Raw genomic sequence first — 24,754 nt, 5'->3', positions numbered from 1 at the left:
GCTCACATAAGAAATGGAGCCAAATTGTATAAATATCGTTCAATTCGGTTTCAGGCTACACAACCATTATTATTATGATTTAACATTATTTATCACCCCATTCTCATTAGCTCGCTAGCAATTTACGACATAAAGAAGTTAGTAAGTTCAGGTCGTAAATTCAGCGTAAATTCAGGACACACACCTATCATTGTGGCAATGCATCAAAACCAGCCTCAAGGTAGAAAGCCTATCTGTCTATTTATTGGTGTGTGTCCAGTATTTTCCTTTAAAACCCGGTGTATTTTCAGTTAACAATCAAAAAAATAATCTATAAAACCAATACTAAAGTCTAATATCATTAATGAAATCAATTGAATAAAGTGTGCCTGCTTGCATATTGCATGAGAACTTACTAACAACAACATGGAGAATTTAGATGGAACACGCAATCGATCAAGAACAGTTGGCTTCACAAGAGTTTGAACTGGAGTTTGAAGTAGAAGCGGAAGCGACAACATGTGGTAGCTGTACCAGCCCACGTCAAGATGTAGGCCACTAAGGTCGAGGATAGCCCCAAAAGGGGCTATCACTATCATGATAGACACAATCACCATTAGCCGCGCTATCAATAGCGCCATGAATTCAACACGAATCGAGCCAAAATACCGCGTCTTCCACCAACACTCACTTGATTACAAAGCCTGTAGCAACATTGTACACCGATGGGGCGAGTGTTTAGTTGAGCCTCAGGAACACCTCAATACCCTCTATGGTTCGGGTTACTGCCTAGCCTTGAATGAAATCACGAAGTGGAGCCTACCCTTAACTCTACAGGTCTTTGACTATATTCATAGCAATGAGCTTTTACTTAGCTATGATTGCCCCAAATTGGTCGACGTGTATATGTTTCTTACCTCATCGTCCAATTGGACCCCATTTGGTATACATCAAGACTTTGAAGATTCACACATTATTGATGTCGCGGGCTCTGGTCGGGATCTGTATCTATGGGAGGAAAAGCCCCCTTTCCAACCCAAAGTGGTCAACTCGGAGCGATTCACTGGTATCCATCTCGATTACAAGCCTCTGTTACCAAGTGCAAAATGTTTATCACTAAAACCAGGACAACATTACAATGTCCGCCAAGGCGTAATGCACATTTTTCATGCGTTGGGGCCGGGTGTATTCATCGGGCTAAGTTGTGAGGAATCTGACTCAGACAAAGCTCACACTTATATTCCCCCTATCTATGACCCAAATATTGTCTCAAATCTCGATGCCTTATCGGGACGTAGCTTAACTTGGCGAACTCATACTTGCCTCGACCATGTAGTCAACACAGACTTTGGCAAAGTAAAGCTAGACGCTGACGAAGTAATTCGATTAAACGCCTTAAGCAGTCAATCTAGCCAACCCTTACTCGTTAACGACTGGTTGCAAGACCTAGGCCAAAGAAGGTTGCTCGCGAAACTCATCAAAGTAGGAGCTTTACATGCTCACTAACTCGTTAGAATCGGTGCTAAACGCTATCGATCAACTATCGATTTCCACTAAAAAATCAGCAACATACAACAAAAAACAGGTAAACGCAGACCTGACACCACTAGCTTCAACGGTGTTCAGTCGCCTTTCGAACATAGGCTCTTCACGTATGAATATTCGCCTCATTGCCGATGGGAAAGACTTACATCCTGCACTATTTATTCAGTCAAGAATAGGCGACGGTCTCATTGAACATAGCTTACTCGATAACGATTTGGTGACCCAATGTCTCAATGAAGGCGGTACGTTAGTCTTCGACCACATCAACGATCATGTTACCGAGCTCAGAGGGATTCAAGAATACATAGAAGCCAGTTACGGAGTGAAATGCTGGATTCAGTGTTACTTAACTAAAGCCAACCAGACCGCATTCAACATGCACTCAGATGATCATCCATTTCTAGTCCTACAGCTGTTTGGCCATAAGCATTGGATCCATGACAACAACGACACTGTTGACTATAACACTGGAGATATTGCTTTTTATCCAAGAGGAAAGCGTCATGATGTTCATGGCAAAGGGGTCACTTCAATGCACCTAACCATAGCTTTTGAAGATTTCGACGGCCAAAACTACAACGAACTCAGCCAAAAGCAACAATTACAGGCCTTAAAACCACGTATTGGCAATGCACTACCTTTTTCTATTGACTCTCAACACTCGTTATCTAACTGCGGTTTTCGGGGCTACTATAACTTTCTTCCCCCATTTGAAACAGAAGGAGAGGTAATCCGCCTTATCACTCCAAAGCGAACGATCAAGCTCAAACACAAGGACTACCTCGATATATTACGATCGCTACAATGCTCCCCTTATTCAACGGTCCTCGAACTATCGGAGCGACTGGACATCGATCCAACACGTGTTGAAGCCTTTATCCGCTTTGGCTTAAGCAATGGTCTAATTATCCGAGGTCTATGATATGGCTATTATCAAAACTCTAAAAACCATCGAATGGAACCGTAATTTCACCTTATTCGCTACGGCCAGTTTTGCTTCTGGAGCCGGTAATGCATTAATCCCGATCGCTTTTTCTATCGAATCTTTCAATATATCACCTTCGGGAGTAGGGATAGCTCTGGTGATGCTGGCACTCTGGTTAGGCCGTTTTCTAGGTATGCTTATCTATCGCAAGCTAGCCATTACTGCACTAAAGCCAACCATGATCCTTGCCGATATCACGCGTTTACTCGCCCAGTTTGGGCTACTGCTATATATTGCACTCGGCACGAATACTGTCATAGCGATGGTGATTTCAGCGTTTGTTTATGGTCTTGCTTCTTCCTTTTATCTACCCGCTAGCTTTCAGTTGCTCCCTAGTATCACTTCTGCAAAGAGCCGCGAGCAAGCCAACTCCGTGTTGGCAATTCTAGGCGACATCTACAGTATTATTGGACCTTTGTCAGGCGCGACTTTGGTTCTGTTGCTTGGATTTGAGACCGTGCTGATGATCGACTGTATTACTTTTCTCATCGCCATTGGATTGATCTACGCCATCCGACTTGTACCCAAATCAGAAACGAGTAGCGAACCTGCTGCAGAAGAAAGGAAAAGCGACACCTCAACGCCGCCAGTGCCCTTGCCAAACTGGTCAATTAATGGGCTAAAAAGCTGGTTTTTTGTCTCGATTTGTCTTGGATTTCTGGGCGTTGCGGGGCCTGCAATGGTTATAGCCAATCACTCAGAAAGCGACTGGGCATTTGTCGCAACCTGCATCGCTATAGGATCATTAGTGGGTTCGACCGGGATGCTCAGCGGGCGCTTTAAACACTTCACATGGAATCGAGTTCATTTGCTATGCCTGTTGCTATTGTCTTTACAAGCTATAGCTATAAGTAGCACCCTACCGATCACTGTGATTGTCGTTTGCGCTATGTTTGGTGCCTGTGCAACTACAATGAGTGGTATCAAATGGGATACGGTTACCCAAACACACCTAACTGCAAGTCAACTTCCTCGCTTTGCCTCAAACGACCAGATGGTCACCAATACCGCAGTGCCTTTGGGTATGGTGTTGTTTGGTATCACCAGCCACTTTGGTGTTAGTCATTATGGAATGATGGCTGTGGTAGCGACCGTTATTTTGTCTTTTTGGTATATCCGCTCAGACGCACCAAATACAGTGCAGGAGCTTGCTCATGATTGATCTGATTTCTAACCGCAAAATGCGTGAGAAAATAACGCAAAATGGTTATCTATGTATTGATGATTTTTTTGATAAAGCAAGCTTTGCCAATTTCAATAAGGCGGTAATAGACTCTTGGCAGCAGCAGCAAGGATGGCGCACTCGTGTCGGACACAATGGTAAGAAGTTTAATACAGAGCTACTCACTTTAGAGAAACGGGAAAAAGTGTTCCAAAAAATGAATCTGCCGCCAGTACCGGCAGACAGATTCAGCTTTATCTACCACTTTGTCGATCAAGGTAGTGATGTGTTAGTCAGAAAAATTGCCAAGCAAGCAATGGCACACTGGCTTCCTATACTCGGCCTTAACGCTACAGAGTTTGAGCAAAGCTTCTCGCTAACGTCATTTAATCGCTACTGTTTTATCGATAATCACAACGATCACACCAGTAGCGCACAAGTCAGCCCATATAAAGTGACTATTATCGTCTATTTTGGTGATCCTGAGTTTCCACCTTCACAATCAAAGCTAGTATTTGACTATCAAGGTACACTACATGAAATCACCCCCATGCCTAATCGCAGTGTTATGTTTTTCCCATCGCCCCATACCACCCATCGTGTCGAACACAATCAATCACAGGATGATGAACCACGATTGGCACTGTCTGGTTGGTTAATGTGATGAACGGTATTGCAGAGTAAATAAAATGTGAGGTGAAATTTGTTGATAAACAACAAGAAAATGGCGTCAAGCCTTGCGTGTGACCACTCATTGTTTGTGCAATTCAACATTTACAAAGCCACTAAGCTGAATAAAAACGCAAAGTTAGCCCACATAAATAAGTCAAACTTCAACGTTCTCTTTTTGGCACGATGACGTACTAAGGGGTAGAGTAATGCGTAAATAACAAACAGCCCTCCGGCACCTAATCCTGATGTATTCAGGTACCACTTTGCCTTAAACGTTTGTGGTTGTTTAGACAGGTTGCCAATCAGTTCATCAATATATCGCTGTTCACCGAAGCAGTAACGATAAGAGTAGAACATAAATGGCAATATCCAGATAAAAGTCCATAGATGCAGCATCTTGTGAATATGGATATTAATATTTTCCATCATATACTCTTAAAATGGTCAAGTTCAGAACACTCCCATCATTGTGGCGACTTATCAATGCCAGCCCAAGGTGGTTTGGCAAACCAATACTAGTGTGTGTCCGATATTTTCACTAATCATTTAAAAGTGCTAAGACTATCGCAAGAGCCACTGGATATTATGGTACAGATCAGGTGGCAGATTTTATTTATGAAAACGAACTGGCTGAGTAAGCTTTTCAGGAAGAGACTGAGTGAAAGTCAAGAGTCACTCAGCTTGAAACAATATGAGGCTACCTACCCTCACGTTTCTCTATGTCAAGAAATGAGAGGCTGTGCCTATAACCTTTTTTTCTTAATTGGATCAGAGAGTGTTGATGCCATCGTTCGCTCGATACAAACATACTCTGACGACGAATTTGTATTCAATGGGACAAAAGAGCCACAGGACCTATCCCACAAAGGCTCAATACTAAAAGTTAACCTCTTTCCTGACTTTGGAGGTTATATTGTCCATATCGTGACTAATGAAGAGCCGTTGATTAACTGTATTTTGCAGTCAAATTACGCGCCTCCACTCCCAAAGGTATCGTTTCCCGACTTAAATCCGATGGAATATGGCGCACTTCAAGGAAGTTTGGACTTTTGGTTTCAGTGGCTCTGGCTTCCCTACTGGCTGCATATACCTGCTAGTGAGCGTAAACGTCTAGGCCTTACTGTTGACTGGATGGAATTTATAGAAGAGAGAACGTAGCGATGTCAGTACAGGCTCTTGACAATAATATTGGAGTAAAACATAAAGCTGGCTTCACCACTGTCCCCTGCCGAGAGTGCTATGCCAAGATTCATCATGACATTTGGTTTTGCGTAGCTCACCTTTTTTACATTAAGCAAACCCTCTCTTATTCACTTTGAATTTGAAGATAAACATCGAGCTTTCAACAGGCAAAAAATCGCCTAGCTGCATACTAGGCGAAGATTCCGAATGTTGATTTGAAAGTGGCGATGCTCTTAACTGACTTTACATCGATTCCTTCAAACCATCCGCGATTTTAAGAATGGTGTCACCTTTGTTTACTATATCTCCTACAGAACAGTGCATGTTAGATACGACACCCTGTTTTTGAGCAAAAATCGTCGTTTCCATTTTCATGGCTTCTACGATGATGAGAGGTTTGCCAGCTTCCACATGCTGACCTTCCTCAACTAACACGGAGACAATCACGCCTGATATCTCTGACTTAGTGATGTCAGACTGGTTTTTCTGAGCACCGAATTCATGTTTTTTGCGCTGAATAGAGTATGACTCTCCTCCAACCTCAACAAAGTATCGACTTTGACTCTCTATAGCATGCCATTTCAACGCGCCAATATTACCCGTTTTGACCTCTTGTGCAGATGTACCTGACAGAGACACGTTAAAGACTTGCCCCTCGACCGCGACACGTGTTGAACGAAGATCTATCGATTGAATAAGCACTTCAAACTGTCCATCGTCGGTTTCTAACTCTACGCGGCCAATATGCTGCTCTCCCAAACCACGTGAAAGAGTAGAACCAGCACTCTTTACCCAAGGCGTGTTTCTAATATCCTTCAACGATTCACTGAGATATAGGTTAGCGGCGATAGCAAGTGCCGCATCAAGCCTGTCCCTTTTGCACCCTTGCTTCAAAAAGACGGGGATCACATGCTGATCGACAAGGTCTGTGCTGACATCATTGCTCACAAAACTTGAGGCCTCTAATAGGTGTTTAAGAAACACGATGTTGGTGGTCACACCAATAATACTCGTTTCTTCGAGCGCAGTGATAAGCTCTTTCCTTGCTTTGTCTCTCGTAGCTGCATGACTGATTACTTTGCCAAACATAGGGTCATAATAACCAGAGATATTCCCTGATTGAGAAAATGCCCGTTCAACTCTCACTTTGGATGGCCAACGAACGTACTTAACCGTCCCCGGTTCTGGCTGAAACTCTTTATATGGATTCTCTGCATACAACCTCGCCTGTATGGAGTGCCCATCGGTACGTATTTGAGCTTGGTGGTAAGACAGCGGCTGATTCGCTGCGATACGAATTTGCAACTCAACTAAATCAATTCCAGTAATTTCCTCAGTTACCGTATGCTCAACCTGTAAGCGAGTGTTCATCTCCATGAAATAGAATTGTTTGCCATCAAAGATAAACTCAATCGTGCCTATACTGGTATACCTGATGTTTTCCATTGCTTCTACTGCGGCGGAAAGGTATTCCTGACGAACCTCCTCGCTAAGGTAAGAAACAGGGGCCTCTTCAATGATCTTTTGATGACGCCTCTGAATAGAACACTCTCTATCAAATAAATGAATAACATTTCCAAAATGGTCACATGCCACTTGGACCTCGATATGCCTCGGTGACTCTATGTACCTTTCGATAAGTAAACGCTCATCACCAAAAGCCGCTTTCGCCACCCGACAAGCCTCTTCAATGGCAGGCTCTAATGTGTGGCGATCATAGACGATGGCCATACCTTTACCGCCACCGCCAAGTACGGGTTTCAGAATTAACGGATAGCCAATAGTCTCAGCATCAGAAATCAACTGAGCTTTGTCTGATGTCCCTCTAACAGAACCAGGTAAAACGGGCAATCCAGCACGAGCCATCACCTCTTTCGCCGTGGACTTATTTCCCATTAAACCAATCATTTCTGAAGTAGGGCCAATCAGTTTAATGCCTTTACTTTCAAGTGCTAAAGCAAAGTCTGCATTCTCAGATAGAAAACCATATCCTGGGTGCACAGCGTCGCAATCACTGTCGAGCGCTGCTTGCACCACTTTGTCTATGTTTAAGTAGGTTTCTAGCGCCGAGCTTCCCTCAAGATGAACACACTGAGTGGCGTCGAGCAGATACTCGCTGTCGCCATCCTCATCAGAATGTATTCCGACGTATTCAATACCTAAGTCAAGGCAAGTTCTCGCAACTCTCTGTGCAATCTCACCTCTATTTGCAATTAAAATTCTTTTAAGCATGTTTACATCCTGAATATTCCAAAGTTGGTCTCTTCCATATCCTGATGTCTACAGAGAGACAAACAGGTGGCAAGCCAGTCACGAGTCTGGACCGGAGGGATAATGGCATCTGCGTTCATTCGAGCCCCAACATACATTGCAGAACCTTGTTTTTCATATGTATCGATGATCGGCTGCATGAATTGCTCTTGTTCGAGTTCGGTCATGCTCTCACCATTCCGCTGACGCTTTTCTTGCTCCATCATCAACATTACCTTAGCGGCTTGCACTCCCCCAACGACCGAAGTTTTAGCGTTTGGCCACATCGCCATAAAATCCGGTTCCATGGTTCTACCGCACATAGCCAGGTTCCCAGCTCCGTAGCTTCCACCAACAATGAGGCTGATAGTTGGCACCCTTAAGCAAGAGATAGCGTTGACCATTTTAGCGCCATGCTTAGCAATGCCCTCAGCTTCGTACTCTTTCCCAACCATAAAGCCATTGATGTTGTGAATAAAAACAATCGGCAGTTTGCGTTTGGCACAAATAGCCATAAAGTTCGTCGCCTTTATCGCACTTTCTGAAAAGAGCACTCCGTCATTAATAATGATTCCAGCCGCATAGCCTCCTATGTGGCCTGTCCCACACACGATGCTTTTTCCATAGTTAGCTTTGTATTCAACTAATTTGCTGTCATCCAACAACCTAGCCAGTATTTCTCTCGCGATGATGGGCTTTTTCGGGTCCTTACTTAACAGGTACGGTATCTCTTCTAACGAGTAGAGGCTGTCCCTAGGAGCGATATCAGGGGCGCATTCTGGCTCATCTTGATGAGATCGACTGACAAGATCTCTCACTATCTGGAGTGCATGATCTTCATTTTCTGCATAGTGGTCAGCGACTCCACTCACCTCAGTGTGTAGTGTGGCACCACCGAGAGATTGAGCGTCAACTTCAACTCCCGTTGCTGCTTTCACCAGTTGTGGGCCCCCGAGGAAAATGGTGCCATTCCCTTTGGTAATAATGGTTTCATCACACATTGCTGGAATATAAGCGCCACCCGCAGTACAAGACCCAAGAACTGCTGAAATTTGGGCGATACCTAAACTGGACATTTCCGCGATGTTCTTGAATATTTTGCCAAAGTGATGCTCACTCGGGAATAAATCATCTTGAAGTGGAAGAAATACACCACCAGAATCGACCAAGTAAATACAGGGCAATTTGTGTTTGCGCGCAATACTTTGCATTCTAAGGTGTTTCTTCAAGGTAACTGGATAATAGGTTCCGCCTTTTACAGCAGAATCGTTGGCAAAAATGGCACATTTACGGCCGTTTATTACACCAACACCTGTCACTATTGCTGCGCTCGGGAGAGGTTGCTCATAGACTTTGTATCCTGCTATTTGCCCGATTTCAAAGAAGGAGGTTCCAACATCAATTACTTTTGATATCCGTTCCCGGGGAGAAAGCTTACCTCTAGAGCTTTGCTTTTCACGACTTGGCAACTCTAAAGCGAGTGACTCAGATTGGGCTTGATTAAACTTTTCTAGAATAGCTTGATAACCATCAAAGTTAACTTTGGCCTCTTCAGTTTTCGGATCTAATATTGAAACTAATTCAGACATGCTTTTTGCTCTTTATTCGTAAAACTAAGACCAAGAATCACTACTCCCATAATAGCAACCCAGTACACCCAGCTATGACTTTGTCCCGCACCAACCGCTAATGCCGCTGCTATTCCGGCCATTGATTGCTGTAGGAATCCACACAAAGCAATGCTATGCGCGCCATTGTGCGAAGATTGGCTTGCAGCAATGGACATGCTGTTTGGAAAAACGATAGCTTGTCCAAAAATAATGAGTAGATACAAACTAAGATAAGCAGCAATAAGGGTTTGCATTGGAATCGCACTGCTGAACAACCAAACCCCCAGCATGATTATTGAGCCTAACATCATCAGATAGGCCCCCAGGTTCATTAACTTCTGACTGCCAACCTTGGTTACAAAATGTTTGACACAAAGAGAACCTAAGAAATACGCAACACCAATACTAAGGCCAAAGAAACCAAACATTTGGCTAGATAGCTGTAAGTCATGTGAAAATACAAATGGACTCACTTCTTGCAGCGTCACTATCGTGGCAAACCCAAGCCCTCCTTGAACACAAGGGATCAGAAAACTTCGGTCATTTGCAATTTGAATATAACTTGCTCGCGATGTTGATGAAGCTTGAGGCTTTTGTTCAGTCGATTGAAAAGGGATGAACATAATCACGACCAATGCTCCGACAGCTATCACCGACAATAATATGAAGCCAAACCGCCAATCGCTATACTCAGTTAATATCGAACCGATAAACTGCCCGATACCTAACGCAGCAATGAAGGCCATCGAAAGCAGCGAGAGTTTCTGCGTCAACTCATCTCCGCTCCAGTTATCTCTTACCAAGATCCTGGCAATGATTGCAGCACCACCCGCTCCCATCCCTTGGATTACTCTCGCGACCAGTAAGCTCTCGATTGTTTGTGCAAAATAGAGATATAAACTCGCTCCAATAAACACACTTAAAGCCATCACCAAGGATCTATCTCGCCCATATTTTTCTGCAGCATGCCCCCAGTAAATAACGGGTAAAGCCGCTCCAATCACAAAAAGCGAAATGGACAATTCAGCATAATGGCGACTTATGGAAAGTTCGCTTGCGACCTCAGGCAAAGCTGGCAAATACAAAGTGGTCGACATCTGTGCCATCAGCACTAACGTACAAGCTAAAACCAGTACGAGACGATTACCTGCTCTACGCATCATGCACTCCATGCTTTTGCTTGAGTTGATTCAATCTAATGGCGAACTCTTGAATATCTTTATCTTGCATATTTGAGCGCAACATGATTCTTAGACCCGCCTTACCTCTCGCGATGACTGGGAAGAATATCGCTGAAGTGTAAAAGCCCGAACTAAATAGCTCTCTGGCTATATTGATGGTCGCTTGCTCGTCTCCCAAAGAAACAAATCGGATAGGCAATCCATCACCTTTGGCTCGGGTCGTTACCAACTCGTCAAACAATTCAACTTTACGCATTAGCGTCGTTTGTAATCGATTAATTGTTCCATTCTGATGCAACTCAGTCGAAGCAATAATAGCGCCAAGGCCCGCCGTATTAATTCGCTGTGACCAAGTGATCGGCCCACCATATCTGGCTAAAAGGTTCCTGACTTTATTGTCCTTGTGTTGACGAAAGAACACGGCACCACCCGATGCACCAAAGCCTTTATTTAGAGATGCGATGAGCAACGTCTGATCATTAAGTTCATCGACTTCACTCAAAACCATGCCTACTCCATTATGACCAGTGGTAGAAAGGCCGTGAGCTTCGTCAATCAGCAGAAATAGCCCGTATTGACTTTGCAGTTCTAGTAACCTCTTTATCGGTGCCGCTCCACCTGTGCTGTATATAGAATCAGCGACAAACGCGACTTGTTGGTGCTGCTTACAAATATCCTCCAATGCACACATGTCGTTATGCTCAATCGTGATGACTTTTGTTTCATCAGCGCAAATTGGTTTCATGTAATTCAGACAAAAGTGCGCATGCTTATCAAAAACCATGACCGGGGGGGTATTATTGGTAAGGGCACCAGATGAGAGTAATGGTAATACTGCGGCGGCGGCCGCTGCGCAAGAAGGCAGTGTGAACACGTCACTACTTGTTAGTTCACCTAATTGGCACTCTGCTTGGTTAAGTATTTCGTATTGAACACGAATACGTGAAGTCGAAGAATTTAATGCCCCTGTCGACTGAATACCGTCAATTGCACCTTGTATAATTGCAGGATGGCTATCCAAACCAAGATAAGAGTACGAGGACATATTTACAAACTGCTCGCCTCCGGGAACTGTCAAGTGCTCACCATTTCCCATATTCTTACTGATAATATTAGCAAGGCCATTATTGCTGGTTGTATCCCAAAAACCTTCGCTTATATCTATTGATTTTTTTATATTTGTATATTTATTCAAAACTATTCCTTGTTATGCGAGCCTAATTGATAAAAAAAACATATTTCAATGATACTTTTATATATTTGTAAATTTATGTTAACCTGACAAGCAATTCTTTATTGCCGTTAGTTAAGGCCTTCTTAATTGAAAAGACAGAATCTTCCTCTCCAAGGTTTACATTATTTTTATCGAGCGGCAGCTTTAGGGAGCTTCAAATTAGCAGCAAAAGAACTCTTCGTTTCTCCAGCTGCAGTAAGTCAGCAAATAAGACAACTCGAAGCTAGCGTAGACACTTGCCTGTTCCACCGTCATCACAGGAAAATTGAACTCACCCCTTATGGGGAAAGTCTTTACAAACAGGTCAAGAAAGGGTTTAACCACCTAGAATCTGGTCTGGATGAACTGGTTGATGACCCATACCCAAACAAGCTCGCGATATCAACACCTAGCTCTTTTGCTCATCATTGGCTAATTCCAAGATTACAAGGATTCAGAGAGCGGCACCCTGATATCAATATTCTAGTTGAACCAACCAACCGTCTCTCTCAACCCACTGACAATAGTATCGATTTATGCGTACGTTTCGGTTCTGGTCAATATACTGGAATGCATTGTGAATGGTTGATGAAAGACATTATATATCCTGTATGCCATCCTTATTATCAAGAAAAGTATGGCATATATAGCATCGATGATTTGAATAATGGTGTGCTAATAGAAGATATTTATACAGATATGAGTTGGAAAACTTGGCTGGAATTAAATGACAAAAAACCCATTAATCCTTCGATTTTATTTGATGGTTCTCAATTTGTGGTAGAAAGTGCTCTAGCAATGCAAGGAATAGGATTAATAAAACACAGCCTAGTTAATAGATATATCAAAAATAAAACTTTAGTTAGAATTGGAGAGAGTTTTACCGAGCTATCTTTCTCATATTTTATATGTTTACCTGAAAAGAACTTGAAAAGACCCAAAGTGACATTGTTTATTGATTGGTTAAAGGAGCAAGTCAACAGTGATTTTCCAACAGAAACATAGTTCTTAGACAACAAATTAATCACACTCGGTAAACCGATAAGGAAAGGGAAACTTGCCCTTTCTCTCTATCGGTGTCTTTCTGGAATTTGTTGACTATTACACGCCCTTATTAGCCACCTTTATGCAATCTGCTCAATTCTGCACTTTTGGCACAGAGGGTAACTAGTAACCAATTCTGAAATCTGCAATTTCATTTGAGCAAAGGAAGTACCATACAAGTAGAAAGCAGTTTCCTTTGGCCCTTGCCAGTAACTATAGACTTTACCATGACCATAAGTTAAACGATCCAACTCGCTGTAGACGTAGTTAGAGTCGCTGTTTGCATATACTTCAGGATCAACGTTACGCCTCTTACACTCCGTAAACTAGAAAGCGTGGATTCTGATGGAATACAACTGATCAGAAAGGCATAAAGGCATTTGGACTGGCATTCAGAAGATCACGAATTTGTTTGAGCCCTTCAATCAATTTTCTCTCTTGACTGATTGAGGTAAGTGAAAGCCTGATATGTTGAGTGCTTGAGCCATCCACACTGAAATAGCTGCCACTGGTGACAAATAATCCGCGATTCTTGGCTTCCATGGTAAACCTATCTTGCTGCCAATGCTCGGGTAAAGATAACCACATATGGTAGCCAGTAGATTGCACGCCATTCAATGAAAAAATCTCACGAGCGATTTTTTGTCGGCTCGACGCCATGTTTCTTTGGTTCGAGGCGAGAGTGAAAGCTTCACCCGACTCGATAAGCAGTGTCGCGGCAATGTAGTTGATAGGCGATGACAACCAGATATTGGCTCGTATGTGAGCATTGAGCCGCGCGATCTGACTAGCCGGTGCTTTAATAAACCCGCACCGCATTGCGGGGCTAATCGCTTTAGACAAAGCGGTGACATGAAATGTGTAATCTGGTGCAAAGTTAGCAATAGGGGGGATGGGGTGTTCATCTAAGAAGCAATAGATGTCATCTTCTACCAACCAAACTTGATGCTCATTGATGATCTGAGCGATTTCTTTTTTTCTCATTTCAGGCATCGACACACCTGTGGGGTTCTGATGGCATGGAATGACAATCACGAGAGAGGGTGAATATTGTTGAATCGCACTATCCAGTGATGATGGAGATAGACCATGTTCATCTAAGTCAACGCCGACAACGTTGCGGTTAGATAAATTGGCAATGGCCAATATTCCTGGATAAGTGAGGGATTCAACCAAAATGGTGTCACCAGGCTCAGTTAGCGTTTCTACTAATAAAGAGAGAGCATGTTGAGCCCCATTGGTCAATACGGTGTTATCGATACTACCGCCTTCCAGACCATACTGTTGAGCCCACTTGACGGCCGCTTGTCGGTGTTTTTCATGTCCCGAGTCTTCACAATATCCAATCAAAGTTTCAGTGAGATGATCAGACGCTTGTCGATAGGCGCTCTTAATCGCAGGAATGTTCTTGTGTAAGCACGGCTGTAGCAGAGAGAAATTGTAATTGGTGTCTTCATGGACCACTTGAATAGCTTCATTCAGATCAGAGTGAGCAGCAACAAACGTACCTTTACCAACAAACGATTCAAGCCGACCTTTGTCACTAAGCAACTTATAGGCTTTAGCGACCGTCGCTGGAGTCGTTTTAAGCTCATCAGCTAACTGTCGATGGGTCGGTAGTTTAGTGTTGGCCGTGTATTCGCCACTATTAATTTTTTCTTCAATAGCGTCAGCAATACGTACGAATTTGTTGTTATTCAATCGACTTCTCCTTAATTATCCTCTTCGATTATAAAGCATAACTATGTCTATTCGCTATGGAATTGAGCAGGTAATGATGTCATTTTTAAATTGACATATGTCAATTTGAAAAATAACATGCATCAAAGTGATAAGAAGATTACATAACACTAAAAACAATGCTCAATGAGGAAGCTCAGATTCACTCATTACCCAGTGTAGCGAAGAGGCCTATTCTCCATGAATCTGACCATAAAATACCATCACTGAATCTCAGATGAAGACTTTTCATAATTGAATATGAAAGGTTGGTAGATAAGTACGGTTAAACACCTCGTACCCACGTGATGATTGTAGACATCGGTATTAGTCAATGGCACCAAAATTGACATATATCAATTAAAGGGCATTGAAATAATATCTTATCAAAGTGAGAACCGTGGAGACCTTAAACGCCATTTGGTCTATCAACGCGTGGGCCACAGCAGAGAAAGGGGTTATCCACGTAAAAATAGCACTGATCGTTGGTGAGTGAATTTGTAATAAGTTCGCTTGTTCAAATATTGCCGTACAGAAATTGAAAGCAAATAGCAAAGGACTAAGGAGAACGCTATGAAAAACAATGTTGCCTTTATTGGATTAGGTGTCATGGGCTACCCAATGGCAGGACACCTTTCTAGTCATGGTTACCCAACCAAAGTTTACAATCGCACAACGAAAAAGGCTCATGACTGGGCGAAAGACTATCACGGTGAGGTTTGTTCATCGCCTGGGGCCGCGGCTCAAGATTGTGATTTGGTATTTGTTTGCGTAGGAAATGATGATGACGTTCGCAGCGTGGTTTACGGTGAGACGGGTCTTATCGACAATATGAAACCAGGAAGTATCTTGGTCGACCATACCACCACATCCGCCGAATTGGCGATTGAACTTGGTGTGGCCTGCAAACAAAAAGGGATCGCATTCATTGATGCCCCAGTATCTGGTGGGCAAGCGGGGGCTGAAAATGGTGCTCTGACTATCATGTGTGGTGGTCAAAATGAAATGTATGAGCAGGCAGCGCCTGTGATGAGCGTTTATGGAAAACAATCCAAGTTGATGGGAGGAAACGGCCAAGGCCAACGTTCAAAAATGGTCAATCAGATCTGTATTGCTGGCGTTTTGAAAGGCTTGAGTGAAGGACTGACGTTGGCAAAACATGCTGGCTTAGATATCGATGACCTTGTGGATGTCTTGAAGCATGGTGCGGCAGGTTCTTGGCAGATGGAGAATCGTTCCTCAACGATGTCTAGAGATGAATTTGATTTTGGGTTCGCGATTGATTGGATGCGCAAAGATTTAGGCATTTGTATCGACGAAAGCAAAAGGTTAGGGATAGATTTGCCACTCACGATCAAAGTAGATAGTGAATATCGTGAGCTACAGAACCACGGATACGGTCGTATGGACACCTCCGTACTCATCAAAACCTATCAAGAGTCATCATAAAGGGAGCAACACAGCGTGGAATTTCTAGGAAGCGATATTACATTTTGGATTCTGGTTGCACTGATGGTGTCTGCATTTGCTGCTGGGTTTATTGATTCGGTTGCCGGTGGAGGCGGTCTGATTTTGGTTCCTTCTTTCATTCTTGCCGGCCTACCGCCACACATTGCGCTGGGACAAGAGAAGATTGTCAGCACCATTGGTACCATTGCGGCGATCCGTAATTTCGTCAGAAATAAATGCGTGATCTGGACAGCGGTAGCTACGGGTATACCTGCGGGTTTAGTGGGGGCCTATGCGGGTGCGGAAGCAATACTTTATTTCGATCCTGATACGATCGGCAAGATCATACTCGCAATGCTTCCGTTTGGTATTGTGTTATCTTTCATTCCCAAAAAGAGCAAAGAACACGATACGAGTGCGCCCATCAATCGATACGCCATCTTGTTTGGTGTCCCTGCTGCCGTATTTGTGATTGGATTTTACGATGGTTTCTTCGGGCCGGGAACTGGAAGCTTTCTGATCTTTGCACTGCATTACTTGCTCAAGTTCGATTTGGTTTCCGCTTCAGCGACGTCAAAGTTATTTAATTTTGCTTCGAATATAGGCGCACTGATCGCCTTCATGTTAGCGGGGAGTGTTATGTACGCATTAGCCATCCCATTAGTGGTCATGAACTTGTTTGGTAACCACGTTGGTAGCGCTTCGGCAATGAAGTATGGTCCAAAACTCATTCAACGAACGATATCCATCTCTCTGAGCCTGTTGATGATCTCATTAGGCTATAAGTTCATTTTCTAACGGGTATCCCTGTTTTCCCATTAGCCCTTTATGTCAATCGACGTAACGGGCTTTTTAAATGCACAAGAAGCATCAATATGAGGCAAGGTCGTCTCAAATTTTGACTATTTGAGAAATAGAAACTAAAAATTCAGAAATTCAGGACAAAACAGAAATTCAGGACACACACCAAAAGGACTTCAAGGGATGGCCATCTCTGGTTCTGAATGGAGCAGGCCAACCAGCAGTTCTAATCACCTCAAGGAAACGAAACCGATAGATTGTATTCAGACTAATTCACATAAAGCGACTTGCGCCGAGTATGAGCCTATCGCGAGACGCCAGCAGTCAAGGAGCCAGATGGCTCGTTGACTTCAAGATTTTAGCGATGCTCCATGAGTCCGGATAACATCCTGATACCAGAAAAAGCTTTTCTTGCGCTTGCGCTCTAATGTACCACTGCCATCATCATGACGATCAACATAAATGTAGCCGTAGCGCTTACTCATTTCCGCAGTGGAATTGGCAACCAGATCGATAGGGCCCCAACTGGTGAAACCTATCAGCTCCACTCCATCCAATATGGCTTCTCTGGCCTGAACCAAGTGGTCATTGAGATAGGCAATGCGATAATCATCTTCTATCTCCCCATTGGCGTTGATTTTATCGCGCGCCCCAAGTCCATTTTCAACTATAAATAGCGGCTTCTGATAGCGGTCATAAAGAAAGTTAAGCAAGATGCGTAGCCCTTTCGGATCAATCAACCAACCCCACTGACTTTTCTCTAAATACGGATTAGGCACGCTGTCGACAATGTTACCGACCTCTTTCTGCTTGGGATCTGCACTGGCACAGCCACTCGCATAATAACTGAATGAAATGAAGTCAACGCTGGCGCTCGCCAATTCCTCTATATCACCCGGCTGCATGTCAATATCAATCCCTTTTTCACGGAAATAGCGAAGCATGTAACCTGGGTAACGACCGCGAGTCTGGACATCACCAAAAAACAGCCATTTGTTATTTTCCTGCATCGCCGCGATAACATCATCGGGATTACAGGTATACGGATAATTAAGCGCACCAAGCAACATGTTACCTATCTTGGCATCTGGAATAATCTCATGACATAGTTTCACCGCTTTTGCATTAGCGACAAGCTGATGATGGATTGCCTGATAAATGGCCTGCTCACTAGCCTCTTCAGCCAAGCCCACACCGGTAAACGGCGCGTGAAGAGACATGTTGATTTCATTGAACGTCAGCCACAGTTTAACCTTGTTCTGATAGCGTTCAAACACGGTACGAGCATAGCGCTCAAAGAAGCTAATCAGTTCACGGCTTGCCCAACCGCCATAGTTTTCTACCAACGCGTAAGGCATCTCATAGTGAGACAAGGTGACAAAAGGCGTAATATCATGTTTCGCTAATTCGTCGAAGATACGATCATAATACGCCAAGCCTTCTTCATTGGGTTCAGATTCATCGCCATTCGGGAATATACGCGTCCAAGCAATGGACAACCTCAGACAGTTGAACCCCATTTCATTGAATAGAGCAATATCTTCTGGATAACGCTGGTAAAAATCTATCGCCAGATCTTTAATACCTTCGGTGCGTTGTTGGCGCGTCTGGTGCAGACTGAGAATCCCATTGGGCAACATGTCGGACGTCGACAGCCCTTTACCATCAAGATCAAAACTGCCTTCCACCTGATTGGCCGCAATCGCGCCACCCCACAGAAAATGCTTAGGAAAAGTTGTCATCATATTCTCTCTCACTTCGAGTCTGAACTGAGTGTAACTCACATTTTAGGAACAAAATGAGGCTGAGGTGTGAGATAGTTATTTCCTAGTTTTTTCCGTTCACGCACACTACAACCCTTCCCTCCGATAGCAATGAACAATGGATAAGAACAGCGAAACCTGGCACCAATACTACCAAAAGGTACTGACCAAAAAGCACTCATCAAAAACTGAGAACGCACACCAAATCAACCGTTCTGGCTGTAAAGTTGCGATTGACTGTGGCTGTGGTACGGGCAGCGACATCGCCTACCTAGCGCAGCAAGGCTATCAGGTGTATGGTTTTGATAATAATGAAGACGCTATTGGCCTCTGCCGCGATCGATTCGCAGACCAGCCTTCGATTAATATCTCACTCTCCACATTTGAAACGTTCCGTTACCCACAAGCTGGAGTGGTTCTGGCACACAACAGCCTGTTCTTTGCTGAACCGGAGGCGTTTCCTGACACGTGGCAATCCATCAGTAACAGCCTAAAAATTGGCGGCGTATTTAGCGGTGATTTCATGGGTGAAAAAGACTCTTGGGCTCATGGATTCCGTATAGCAACTACACCACTGACGAAACCACAGGTGGAAGCTTTGTTCAAAGATTTCGATATTATCCAGTTCCAAGAGCGCGATGAATCAGGAAAGACAGCACTGGGACGAATCAAGCATTGGCATACCTTTTCTGTTTTAGCGGTCAAGAAACCCACCTCTAACTAATTAGAACAATATCCTTATGTTCAACCAATGCAATTTGTAGCATTTCCGCGATCTCTTAGACAAAATTTTTCAGCGATTCGCTCTATGATGAAATGAGTCAGTTCAATAAGAGGACATGTTAATGAAATATGGACATATTCTGGTCGCGCTGGAGCTGTCGGAAGAGAGCAATGTGTTGCTTGAAAGAGCGGTATTTATGGCTAAGCAGCATGACGCTGAGATATCGCTCATCCACATTGATGGCACCCATGGAGAAATCTATCCGGAGCTGGTCGACATTCAGGCTGACACCAGCGTCAGACCACTCAACGAACACTCGATGGAATGGTTGCGCGCATTCCAAGCCAAGCTAGATTTTCCTGTGAAGCATTTTTTAGTCGGGACTGGCGATCTGGGCGATAAGCTCAATGACACCATTGAGGAAAACCGTGTCGACTTGCTGATATGTGGCCACCATCAGGACTTCTGGAGTAAGATCATTTCTTATTCGAGACACCTGATCAACAAATCTCCTGTCGACATTCTGGTTGTGCCAATTCCAAACTAATCCAGCGAGTAAAAAATCAAAAAGCCATCCTTGCGGATGGCTTCGTCATTTTATGTTACAGCTAAACTAACGCTTGTTGATTTAGTGAACGGCATTGCCTTTTGCATCTTGTCGATTAGGATAGAGGCAATTGGCGTATCATTCTTTGCACATCACTGCCATATTTTATGCGCTGGCGGGTTTCTTCCAGAGAATATAGCTGAGTCTTTCTCGCTTCAGGGTTTGAACTTCTGCCCTCTGTCACCATACTCTCGTTCGATGATTTCTCGCTGTCTAGTCTTCCGGGGATAGTTTTGACCGTCGACCAGCCAATACTGCCAATAGATCGAGCTGTCATAATGCCTTGATAAATGGTATAACCACGAGCGCCTACTTTGACTTGACCGAGCAGAATCTTAGTAAAACCACCGTGGATCGGGGGGGGCGTATAAGTCATGGTTTTGCCGCCTTGTACCATTTTGGTGACAATAACTTGACCTTCTGAACTGCCAATTCTCATCGCAGGATTGGTTTTACGCGCCCAGTCAAGGTTGTACTCAGCTGACGGGCTAATCTTGTTCCACAGCCGAGAGCCTAGCCCTGGCTGAGTGACATCTTCCAAAGCACCGCCAGCTCTTACCCAACGTAAGTTTTGTACTGACTTGAAAGCTGAGTAGCCACCACTGACCACGCCAATAATGTCAAATGGAATAGTAGCGATATCCAGTTTACGAGAGATGTCGCCATCATCAATGATGCCTGATGCAATCTGGAGCGCACCACTGGTCATTCCGGCAATACCGCCAATGATGCCAGCAGCAAGAACCAAACTTGAGCCTCCGGTCGGAGCAGCCAGTGCAATCCCCACAATACCCGCTATAACGCCGAACGCACCAAACAAAATCTTACTGATATTCAAATGACCACTTGGGTCCGTAAAGTTGAGTGGATCGTTATGACAGTAGACATAAGCATTGTGAACACCCTCACTAAATGGCGCTAAACTGTCCGGGGCGTTAAAACGCATTAACTTAGGTTGGTAGACTCGATAGCCTTGGCCTAAGTGGTAACCTTCGAGTACCGGGTCCAGCCATTCGCCGTTAAAGCCTAAATGCGATGGCGAGACCGTCATAGATTGCGCCATTGCAAGACGCACAGAGGTTGGCAGTAGTGAAATGCCACCAGCCACCGCACTGGTTTGGCCAATTTTAATCAGAAACTCACGACGATTAAGCGGAGTAATGAATACTGAATCTTTATTGCTCATTGTTATTTACCACCTGTTCGCGTTGACCATATGGAGAGTAGCGGTACATTGCATCCGTTTGACCCGCGGTGTTAGAAGCAATGACAGAACCGTTTTGATCGGTGGCTATCATAGAGACAACAGAGTCTTGTTCTGACCATTTCGGCACACCATCATCGTAGATGTAGTGGGTTACGCGGCCATTGTCTTCAATAGACGCGATGTCACTCCACAAATACTCAAACTGGCGACTCTCGGTATCAGAGTACTGCCCAATTAGACGATCATTGCTGTCGTAGGTGTACATCCATTCCGTGTTATTAGACAGCACGCTGGTAAGTTTGTCGAAGTGGTCGTAACTTAGCGCTCGCCCTTCTGCATCCTCAATCATGTTGCCATTCTGGTCATACTTGAGTACGGTTTGGCTCGGAAGCTGAGGGTGCGTGTGGGTGATGCGTGTTAACTGTGTTGGATCATCTGCTTCGTAGTAGTAGTCTGCGAGGTCTTGAGAATCGTTGGTGACACAACGCTGAGTCAGCGTATTACCGAGGTCATCGTAGTCCCATTCAAGGAATAAGATTGGTTCACCCCAATCGCTGAGTGGGCCGGTACCTAAAAACTCAACGCGCTTAAGTTGTGAGAGTGAATCATAGGTGTACGTCTCTGTTACATTGCCCAAGGTTGCACACTCTTTTTCTCGGCAGCGAAGTAAACCAAGTTCGTTGTAGTGTTGAGACTGCTCAAAGATGTAAACGTCGTTGAGTGCGACAGCACGGTTCACTTCGCGACTGTATTCATCCCATTCAATCTCGGTAATTTGAGTGTGACTACCCGATGTCAATTGCTCTAAAGTGATACGATCAAATTGATCATATTCGTATTCAACAGTAGCGTTATCTGTACTTAATTTGACTAATCGGCCAAGCTCATCATAACCGAACTGACGTCTGTCTCGCGTGCTTTGAATCGAGGTAATCACACCACCTTTTGAGTAAATGTACTGGCGGATGTTGCCGTCATGCTGCTCAAACTCAGGTAAACCCGTCACAGAATATGTAATCGAGCTTCGACTCCCGTTGCTATCTTCACTGCCAGTTGGTAGGCCGGAGACGGGATCATATTGGTATGTTGTTGACTGGTCTCCAGACTGTTTCTCGTTGAGAACACCTAACTGTGCATCGCGACTAAAACGTCTTGTTGGAGCGGATAAGCTGGTTTCTGTCTGCGGAATATTACTGCTATCGGCATAGGTCCAAGCTAAAGAGGCTTGGCTACTGGCACCCCGACGAAGTTCAAGAGGTCGCCCCAAACCATCAAGATCACGCTGCCCAACTATCTGTGAACCTATTTTTAACTGAGTGACTTGCGTTTGATCGGTATGTACCGCGTAGGTAATTTGCTGAGTAACATGGTTAGCTTGAGTAATATGAACGGCACGATCAAACTTGTCGTATTGATAGCTTTTCGATTGACTAGCAGGATCAGTTTCTTTCTTAAGTCGGCCCCAAGCATCGTATTCATAATGCCAAACGCGATCACCTTGTTGCTTTCTATCTTCTAACCCCCAGTTGTTCAGATCACTGACTGTTAGCGCTAACCCCTCAATACCTTGTGTTTTTTGGCGGCTAGCTAGATTGTTAAACGCGATATGACGATTACCATTCGGAAGCGTGGTTGCTTTAATCTGCCCCCAATCATCGTATTCATATGTTTCTGTCTGAGTGACAGAAATCGTACGCGCCTTTTTATCGGGCAGATCGTCAAAAGTGCTCTTGCTGGCTAAACGTCCGAATTCGTCATACTCTTTTTTCCAAGTGGTTGTAGTGCCGAGCTTCGCTTCTAACTCTCTGCCTTGCCCATCCCAACTCTGTTCGCACAAATTGCCCTTGCAGTCTGTGAGCACCATGGTTTGCCTAGCTTGGGTGGTATCCACTAGATATTGGTATGAACGTGCAGCACTACCATCAATGCGTTCGCTTTTTGTCCGACGTAACGAGTCATATTCAAAACTACAACGAACACCATCCGCGTCTACATGATGAGCAATTTCGCCAATATCGAGATAGTGGCTAACAACCACATTAATTTTTGTATTGTCGTGACATACCAGTTCCTCATGTTCTTCAACCGTGTCACCCTCCAAAACATAGTGATAGCTTGAAGTCTTGGCATAGGTACCATCTGCATGAATGAAATCGTTTTGGATGGAAGCTAGTCGACCCAAAGAAAATGTCTCACTGTTATTCTCGTGGTAGCGGTAATGGCTTTGGTAGCGATCATGAGCATTTTCTAAGCGCAGCACGACATCCTTTTGATTGTTGAGACCTGCAACCTCTCCGTACTCATAGGAAATCTTACGTTGTTCAGAACCATTGCTCAGAGTACGAGATTTGACAAAGTTCACCATGCCAGAAGGAGAGGCTGGACAGCCTAGCTCACCTTGTGATGAATAGTACTCATAATACTCAGCAATGTTGTTTTCATCGATAAAAGACAGCATGTTACCGTACTGATCGTATTGCCAATGGCGAGTTTGTAGATGACTATCTTCACCCGATGACCAAGTTTGCTCTTCTTGATTGATTAGCGCGTATTGAGCAGGCTGATTGGCAAAATCCTCGTTGTCACGAGCTGGATAGCCAAGCTTCTTGAGGTGGACAATTTTGTCGTTTATCAGGCGAGCTTCTTCAACCAACAGGTGGAATTGGTTATACGTTTGAATGGTCTTGATCGTACCGCTTTCCACTTTTTGTACTCGGTATGAGTATTCGATTCCACGTTCAAGTAAGTTATCAACCCCTTCACCTAAACTACCGCCAGGCACGTTGTAGCCCATAAAGTTTCGGCTATCGGAATTCACGCTGCCATAGTGAGTCTCAATAATGGGAGAGTTTCTCGTTAAAACACGATGAGAAGTGACCGCTGGGAGATAAGTGTTGGTGTTTACTCTTATTCCATTGGCGTCATAAGCCAGTTGCTCAAGCATTCCACAAGGGTGGGTAACACTCTGAATAAGGTTATAGGACCCTATCGTTTTGTAGCCAAAGTCATAACTACCCGCATCTTCAGATAATTGGCATTGAACGAGATTGTTATTGTTTAGGATAAGTCTGAAATATGCTTCATGAGCACTGCCGATATTCGTAAAAACATTCACTCTGCTCGGATCAACGTGAACAATAAGCAAAAGTGGTTGGCTTTCTGATGTGCGATCATCCCAGACTTTATTCAAACGTTTTTCTTGACCTATGTTTAACCAGGAAAAATGCAGAGCATGGCCATCACTTTGGATGACTTTAATCAGATTACCGTGATCATCTAAGATGTCTTTGCGACCATTTCGATAGGTAATCTCATAGCCACTAGCGTCACCTTTCACTGAGAAGTCGAGCAATTTCTTATAGCGAAGAGCAAGTTTGTAGTTCGCGCCCAATTCAGCTCGGTAAGACTGCCCATTCGCAAGATGCAGTTGTTTATTTTTAAGATCGTATCTTGGAATGTTTAACTGCCAACCTATACCGAAACCTAGGTTATCCCGCGAGTAGGGTGAAAACTGCAGAGCGATATCAAGGTTAGGGCCTTTTAGCCAATTGCCGACTAAGGATCCTAAAAGAATTTGATAGGAGTAGCTTCTTGTTCTTTGGTCTACGCCCCCTGAACAATAACTATCAAAATTAAATGCATTTGAAGTCCAATTAGACAT

General features: G+C 44.1%; 20 protein-coding genes. 11 read left to right on the top strand and 9 right to left on the bottom strand.

Features of this window, described 5'->3' with window-relative positions:
• The first annotated feature begins 418 nt into the window (after positions 1-418).
• Genes TW84_RS25230 through TW84_RS18865 form a run of 5 tightly spaced genes read left to right on the top strand, consistent with a single transcriptional unit; the run spans position 419 to position 4,335 of the window.
• Positions 419-541: a hypothetical protein gene (locus TW84_RS25230; protein ID WP_257713554.1), complete on the top strand. Its 123-nt coding sequence runs from the start codon at positions 419-421 to the stop codon at positions 539-541.
• 35 nt (positions 542-576) lie between these two features.
• Positions 577-1,485: a hypothetical protein gene (locus tag TW84_RS18880; RefSeq protein WP_045977176.1), complete on the top strand. Its 909-nt coding sequence runs from the start codon at positions 577-579 to the stop codon at positions 1,483-1,485.
• Positions 1,475-2,446 (top strand): JmjC domain-containing protein, encoded by a 972-nt coding sequence (locus tag TW84_RS18875; RefSeq protein WP_045977175.1) that lies wholly within the window; start codon positions 1,475-1,477, stop codon positions 2,444-2,446. The genes TW84_RS18880 and TW84_RS18875 overlap by 11 nt, the downstream gene beginning before the upstream one ends.
• Before the next feature lies 1 nt (position 2,447).
• Positions 2,448-3,671 (top strand): MFS transporter, encoded by a 1,224-nt coding sequence (locus TW84_RS18870; RefSeq protein WP_045977174.1) that lies wholly within the window; start codon positions 2,448-2,450, stop codon positions 3,669-3,671.
• Complete coding sequence (locus TW84_RS18865) at positions 3,664-4,335, top strand: 2OG-Fe(II) oxygenase (RefSeq protein WP_045977173.1); 672 nt, start codon at positions 3,664-3,666, stop codon at positions 4,333-4,335. Before TW84_RS18870 ends, TW84_RS18865 begins: the two co-directional genes overlap by 8 nt.
• A 110-nt stretch (positions 4,336-4,445) precedes the next feature.
• Here TW84_RS18865 and TW84_RS18860 read toward each other — a convergent pair whose 3' ends face one another.
• On the bottom strand, positions 4,446-4,772 hold the full coding sequence (locus TW84_RS18860) for a hypothetical protein (RefSeq protein ID WP_240478202.1): 327 nt from the start codon (positions 4,770-4,772) through the stop codon (positions 4,446-4,448).
• A 186-nt stretch (positions 4,773-4,958) separates the two neighbouring features.
• Between TW84_RS18860 and TW84_RS18855 the strand changes: the two genes are divergently transcribed.
• Positions 4,959-5,501, top strand: a complete 543-nt coding sequence (locus tag TW84_RS18855) for a hypothetical protein (protein ID WP_157634066.1) — start codon at positions 4,959-4,961, stop codon at positions 5,499-5,501.
• 267 nt (positions 5,502-5,768) lie between these two features.
• On the opposite strand, the gene TW84_RS18850 is transcribed toward TW84_RS18855, so the two are convergent.
• Genes TW84_RS18850 through TW84_RS18835 form a run of 4 tightly spaced genes read right to left on the bottom strand, consistent with a single transcriptional unit; the run spans position 5,769 to position 11,761 of the window.
• Positions 5,769-7,757 (bottom strand): acetyl/propionyl/methylcrotonyl-CoA carboxylase subunit alpha, encoded by a 1,989-nt coding sequence (locus TW84_RS18850; RefSeq protein ID WP_045977170.1) that lies wholly within the window; start codon positions 7,755-7,757, stop codon positions 5,769-5,771.
• Between the two features lie 2 nt (positions 7,758-7,759).
• Positions 7,760-9,364 carry a carboxyl transferase domain-containing protein gene (locus TW84_RS18845; RefSeq protein ID WP_045977169.1) on the bottom strand — a complete coding sequence of 535 codons (1,605 nt, stop codon included), beginning with the start codon at positions 9,362-9,364 and terminating at the stop codon, positions 7,760-7,762.
• Entirely contained in the window at positions 9,352-10,548 is a 1,197-nt protein-coding gene (locus TW84_RS18840; protein WP_240478201.1) for an MFS transporter, read from the bottom strand. The genes TW84_RS18845 and TW84_RS18840 overlap by 13 nt, the downstream gene beginning before the upstream one ends.
• A complete protein-coding gene (locus tag TW84_RS18835; protein WP_045977167.1) occupies positions 10,538-11,761 on the bottom strand; it encodes an aminotransferase class I/II-fold pyridoxal phosphate-dependent enzyme in 1,224 nt (407 codons plus the stop codon). The genes TW84_RS18840 and TW84_RS18835 overlap by 11 nt, the downstream gene beginning before the upstream one ends.
• A gap of 126 nt (positions 11,762-11,887) precedes the next feature.
• Between TW84_RS18835 and TW84_RS18830 the strand changes: the two genes are divergently transcribed.
• Complete coding sequence (locus tag TW84_RS18830; RefSeq protein WP_045977166.1) at positions 11,888-12,784, top strand: LysR substrate-binding domain-containing protein; 897 nt, start codon at positions 11,888-11,890, stop codon at positions 12,782-12,784.
• 399 nt (positions 12,785-13,183) lie between these two features.
• On the opposite strand, the gene TW84_RS18825 is transcribed toward TW84_RS18830, so the two are convergent.
• A complete protein-coding gene (locus tag TW84_RS18825; RefSeq protein WP_045977165.1) occupies positions 13,184-14,524 on the bottom strand; it encodes an aminotransferase-like domain-containing protein in 1,341 nt (446 codons plus the stop codon).
• A gap of 591 nt (positions 14,525-15,115) precedes the next feature.
• On the opposite strand from TW84_RS18825, the gene TW84_RS18820 reads away from it, so the two are divergent.
• Positions 15,116-15,991: an NAD(P)-dependent oxidoreductase gene (locus tag TW84_RS18820; protein WP_045977164.1), complete on the top strand. Its 876-nt coding sequence runs from the start codon at positions 15,116-15,118 to the stop codon at positions 15,989-15,991.
• A gap of 15 nt (positions 15,992-16,006) precedes the next feature.
• Positions 16,007-16,789: a sulfite exporter TauE/SafE family protein gene (locus TW84_RS18815; RefSeq protein WP_045977163.1), complete on the top strand. Its 783-nt coding sequence runs from the start codon at positions 16,007-16,009 to the stop codon at positions 16,787-16,789.
• 353 nt (positions 16,790-17,142) lie between these two features.
• Here TW84_RS18815 and ascB read toward each other — a convergent pair whose 3' ends face one another.
• Entirely contained in the window at positions 17,143-18,534 is a 1,392-nt protein-coding gene (gene ascB / locus TW84_RS18810; RefSeq protein WP_045977162.1) for a 6-phospho-beta-glucosidase, read from the bottom strand.
• A 139-nt stretch (positions 18,535-18,673) separates the two neighbouring features.
• On the opposite strand from ascB, the gene TW84_RS18805 reads away from it, so the two are divergent.
• Together TW84_RS18805 and TW84_RS18800 are read left to right on the top strand one after the other, a co-directional pair.
• A complete protein-coding gene (locus TW84_RS18805) occupies positions 18,674-19,279 on the top strand; it encodes a class I SAM-dependent methyltransferase (protein WP_045977161.1) in 606 nt (201 codons plus the stop codon).
• Positions 19,280-19,400: 121 nt separating this feature from the next.
• Complete coding sequence (locus tag TW84_RS18800) at positions 19,401-19,826, top strand: universal stress protein (RefSeq protein WP_045977160.1); 426 nt, start codon at positions 19,401-19,403, stop codon at positions 19,824-19,826.
• 115 nt (positions 19,827-19,941) lie between these two features.
• On the opposite strand, the gene TW84_RS18795 is transcribed toward TW84_RS18800, so the two are convergent.
• Together TW84_RS18795 and TW84_RS18790 are read right to left on the bottom strand one after the other, a co-directional pair.
• A complete protein-coding gene (locus TW84_RS18795; protein WP_045977159.1) occupies positions 19,942-21,072 on the bottom strand; it encodes an RHS repeat-associated core domain-containing protein in 1,131 nt (376 codons plus the stop codon).
• Positions 21,062-24,754 (bottom strand): RHS repeat domain-containing protein, encoded by a 3,693-nt coding sequence (locus TW84_RS18790; protein ID WP_045977158.1) that lies wholly within the window; start codon positions 24,752-24,754, stop codon positions 21,062-21,064. Before TW84_RS18790 ends, TW84_RS18795 begins: the two co-directional genes overlap by 11 nt.

Origin of the sequence: Vibrio neptunius (genome assembly GCF_000967495.1) — a bacterium.
GTDB lineage: Bacteria > Pseudomonadota > Gammaproteobacteria > Enterobacterales > Vibrionaceae > Vibrio > Vibrio neptunius.
The sequence above is the reverse complement of the archived record's forward strand: the minus strand, read 5'-3'. Positions and strand labels throughout refer to the sequence as shown.

Excerpts from the sequence above, each read along its gene's own strand:
- TW84_RS18865 (WP_045977173.1), top strand. The coding sequence starts at position 3,664 with ATGATTGATCTGATTTCTAACCGCAAAATGCGTGAGAAAATAACGCAA.
- TW84_RS25230 (WP_257713554.1), top strand. The coding sequence starts at position 419 with ATGGAACACGCAATCGATCAAGAACAGTTGGCTTCACAAGAGTTTGAA.
- TW84_RS18820 (WP_045977164.1), top strand. The coding sequence starts at position 15,116 with ATGAAAAACAATGTTGCCTTTATTGGATTAGGTGTCATGGGCTACCCA.
- TW84_RS18855 (WP_157634066.1), top strand. The coding sequence starts at position 4,959 with ATGAAAACGAACTGGCTGAGTAAGCTTTTCAGGAAGAGACTGAGTGAA.
- TW84_RS18850 (WP_045977170.1), bottom strand. The coding sequence starts at position 7,757 with ATGCTTAAAAGAATTTTAATTGCAAATAGAGGTGAGATTGCACAGAGA.
- TW84_RS18805 (WP_045977161.1), top strand. The coding sequence starts at position 18,674 with ATGGATAAGAACAGCGAAACCTGGCACCAATACTACCAAAAGGTACTG.
- TW84_RS18800 (WP_045977160.1), top strand. The coding sequence starts at position 19,401 with ATGAAATATGGACATATTCTGGTCGCGCTGGAGCTGTCGGAAGAGAGC.
- TW84_RS18840 (WP_240478201.1), bottom strand. The coding sequence starts at position 10,548 with ATGATGCGTAGAGCAGGTAATCGTCTCGTACTGGTTTTAGCTTGTACG.
- TW84_RS18790 (WP_045977158.1), bottom strand. The coding sequence starts at position 24,754 with ATGTCTAATTGGACTTCAAATGCATTTAATTTTGATAGTTATTGTTCA.
- TW84_RS18870 (WP_045977174.1), top strand. The coding sequence starts at position 2,448 with ATGGCTATTATCAAAACTCTAAAAACCATCGAATGGAACCGTAATTTC.
- TW84_RS18795 (WP_045977159.1), bottom strand. The coding sequence starts at position 21,072 with ATGAGCAATAAAGATTCAGTATTCATTACTCCGCTTAATCGTCGTGAG.
- TW84_RS18845 (WP_045977169.1), bottom strand. The coding sequence starts at position 9,364 with ATGTCTGAATTAGTTTCAATATTAGATCCGAAAACTGAAGAGGCCAAA.
- ascB (WP_045977162.1), bottom strand. The coding sequence starts at position 18,534 with ATGACAACTTTTCCTAAGCATTTTCTGTGGGGTGGCGCGATTGCGGCC.
- TW84_RS18880 (WP_045977176.1), top strand. The coding sequence starts at position 577 with ATGATAGACACAATCACCATTAGCCGCGCTATCAATAGCGCCATGAAT.
- TW84_RS18875 (WP_045977175.1), top strand. The coding sequence starts at position 1,475 with ATGCTCACTAACTCGTTAGAATCGGTGCTAAACGCTATCGATCAACTA.
- TW84_RS18860 (WP_240478202.1), bottom strand. The coding sequence starts at position 4,772 with ATGATGGAAAATATTAATATCCATATTCACAAGATGCTGCATCTATGG.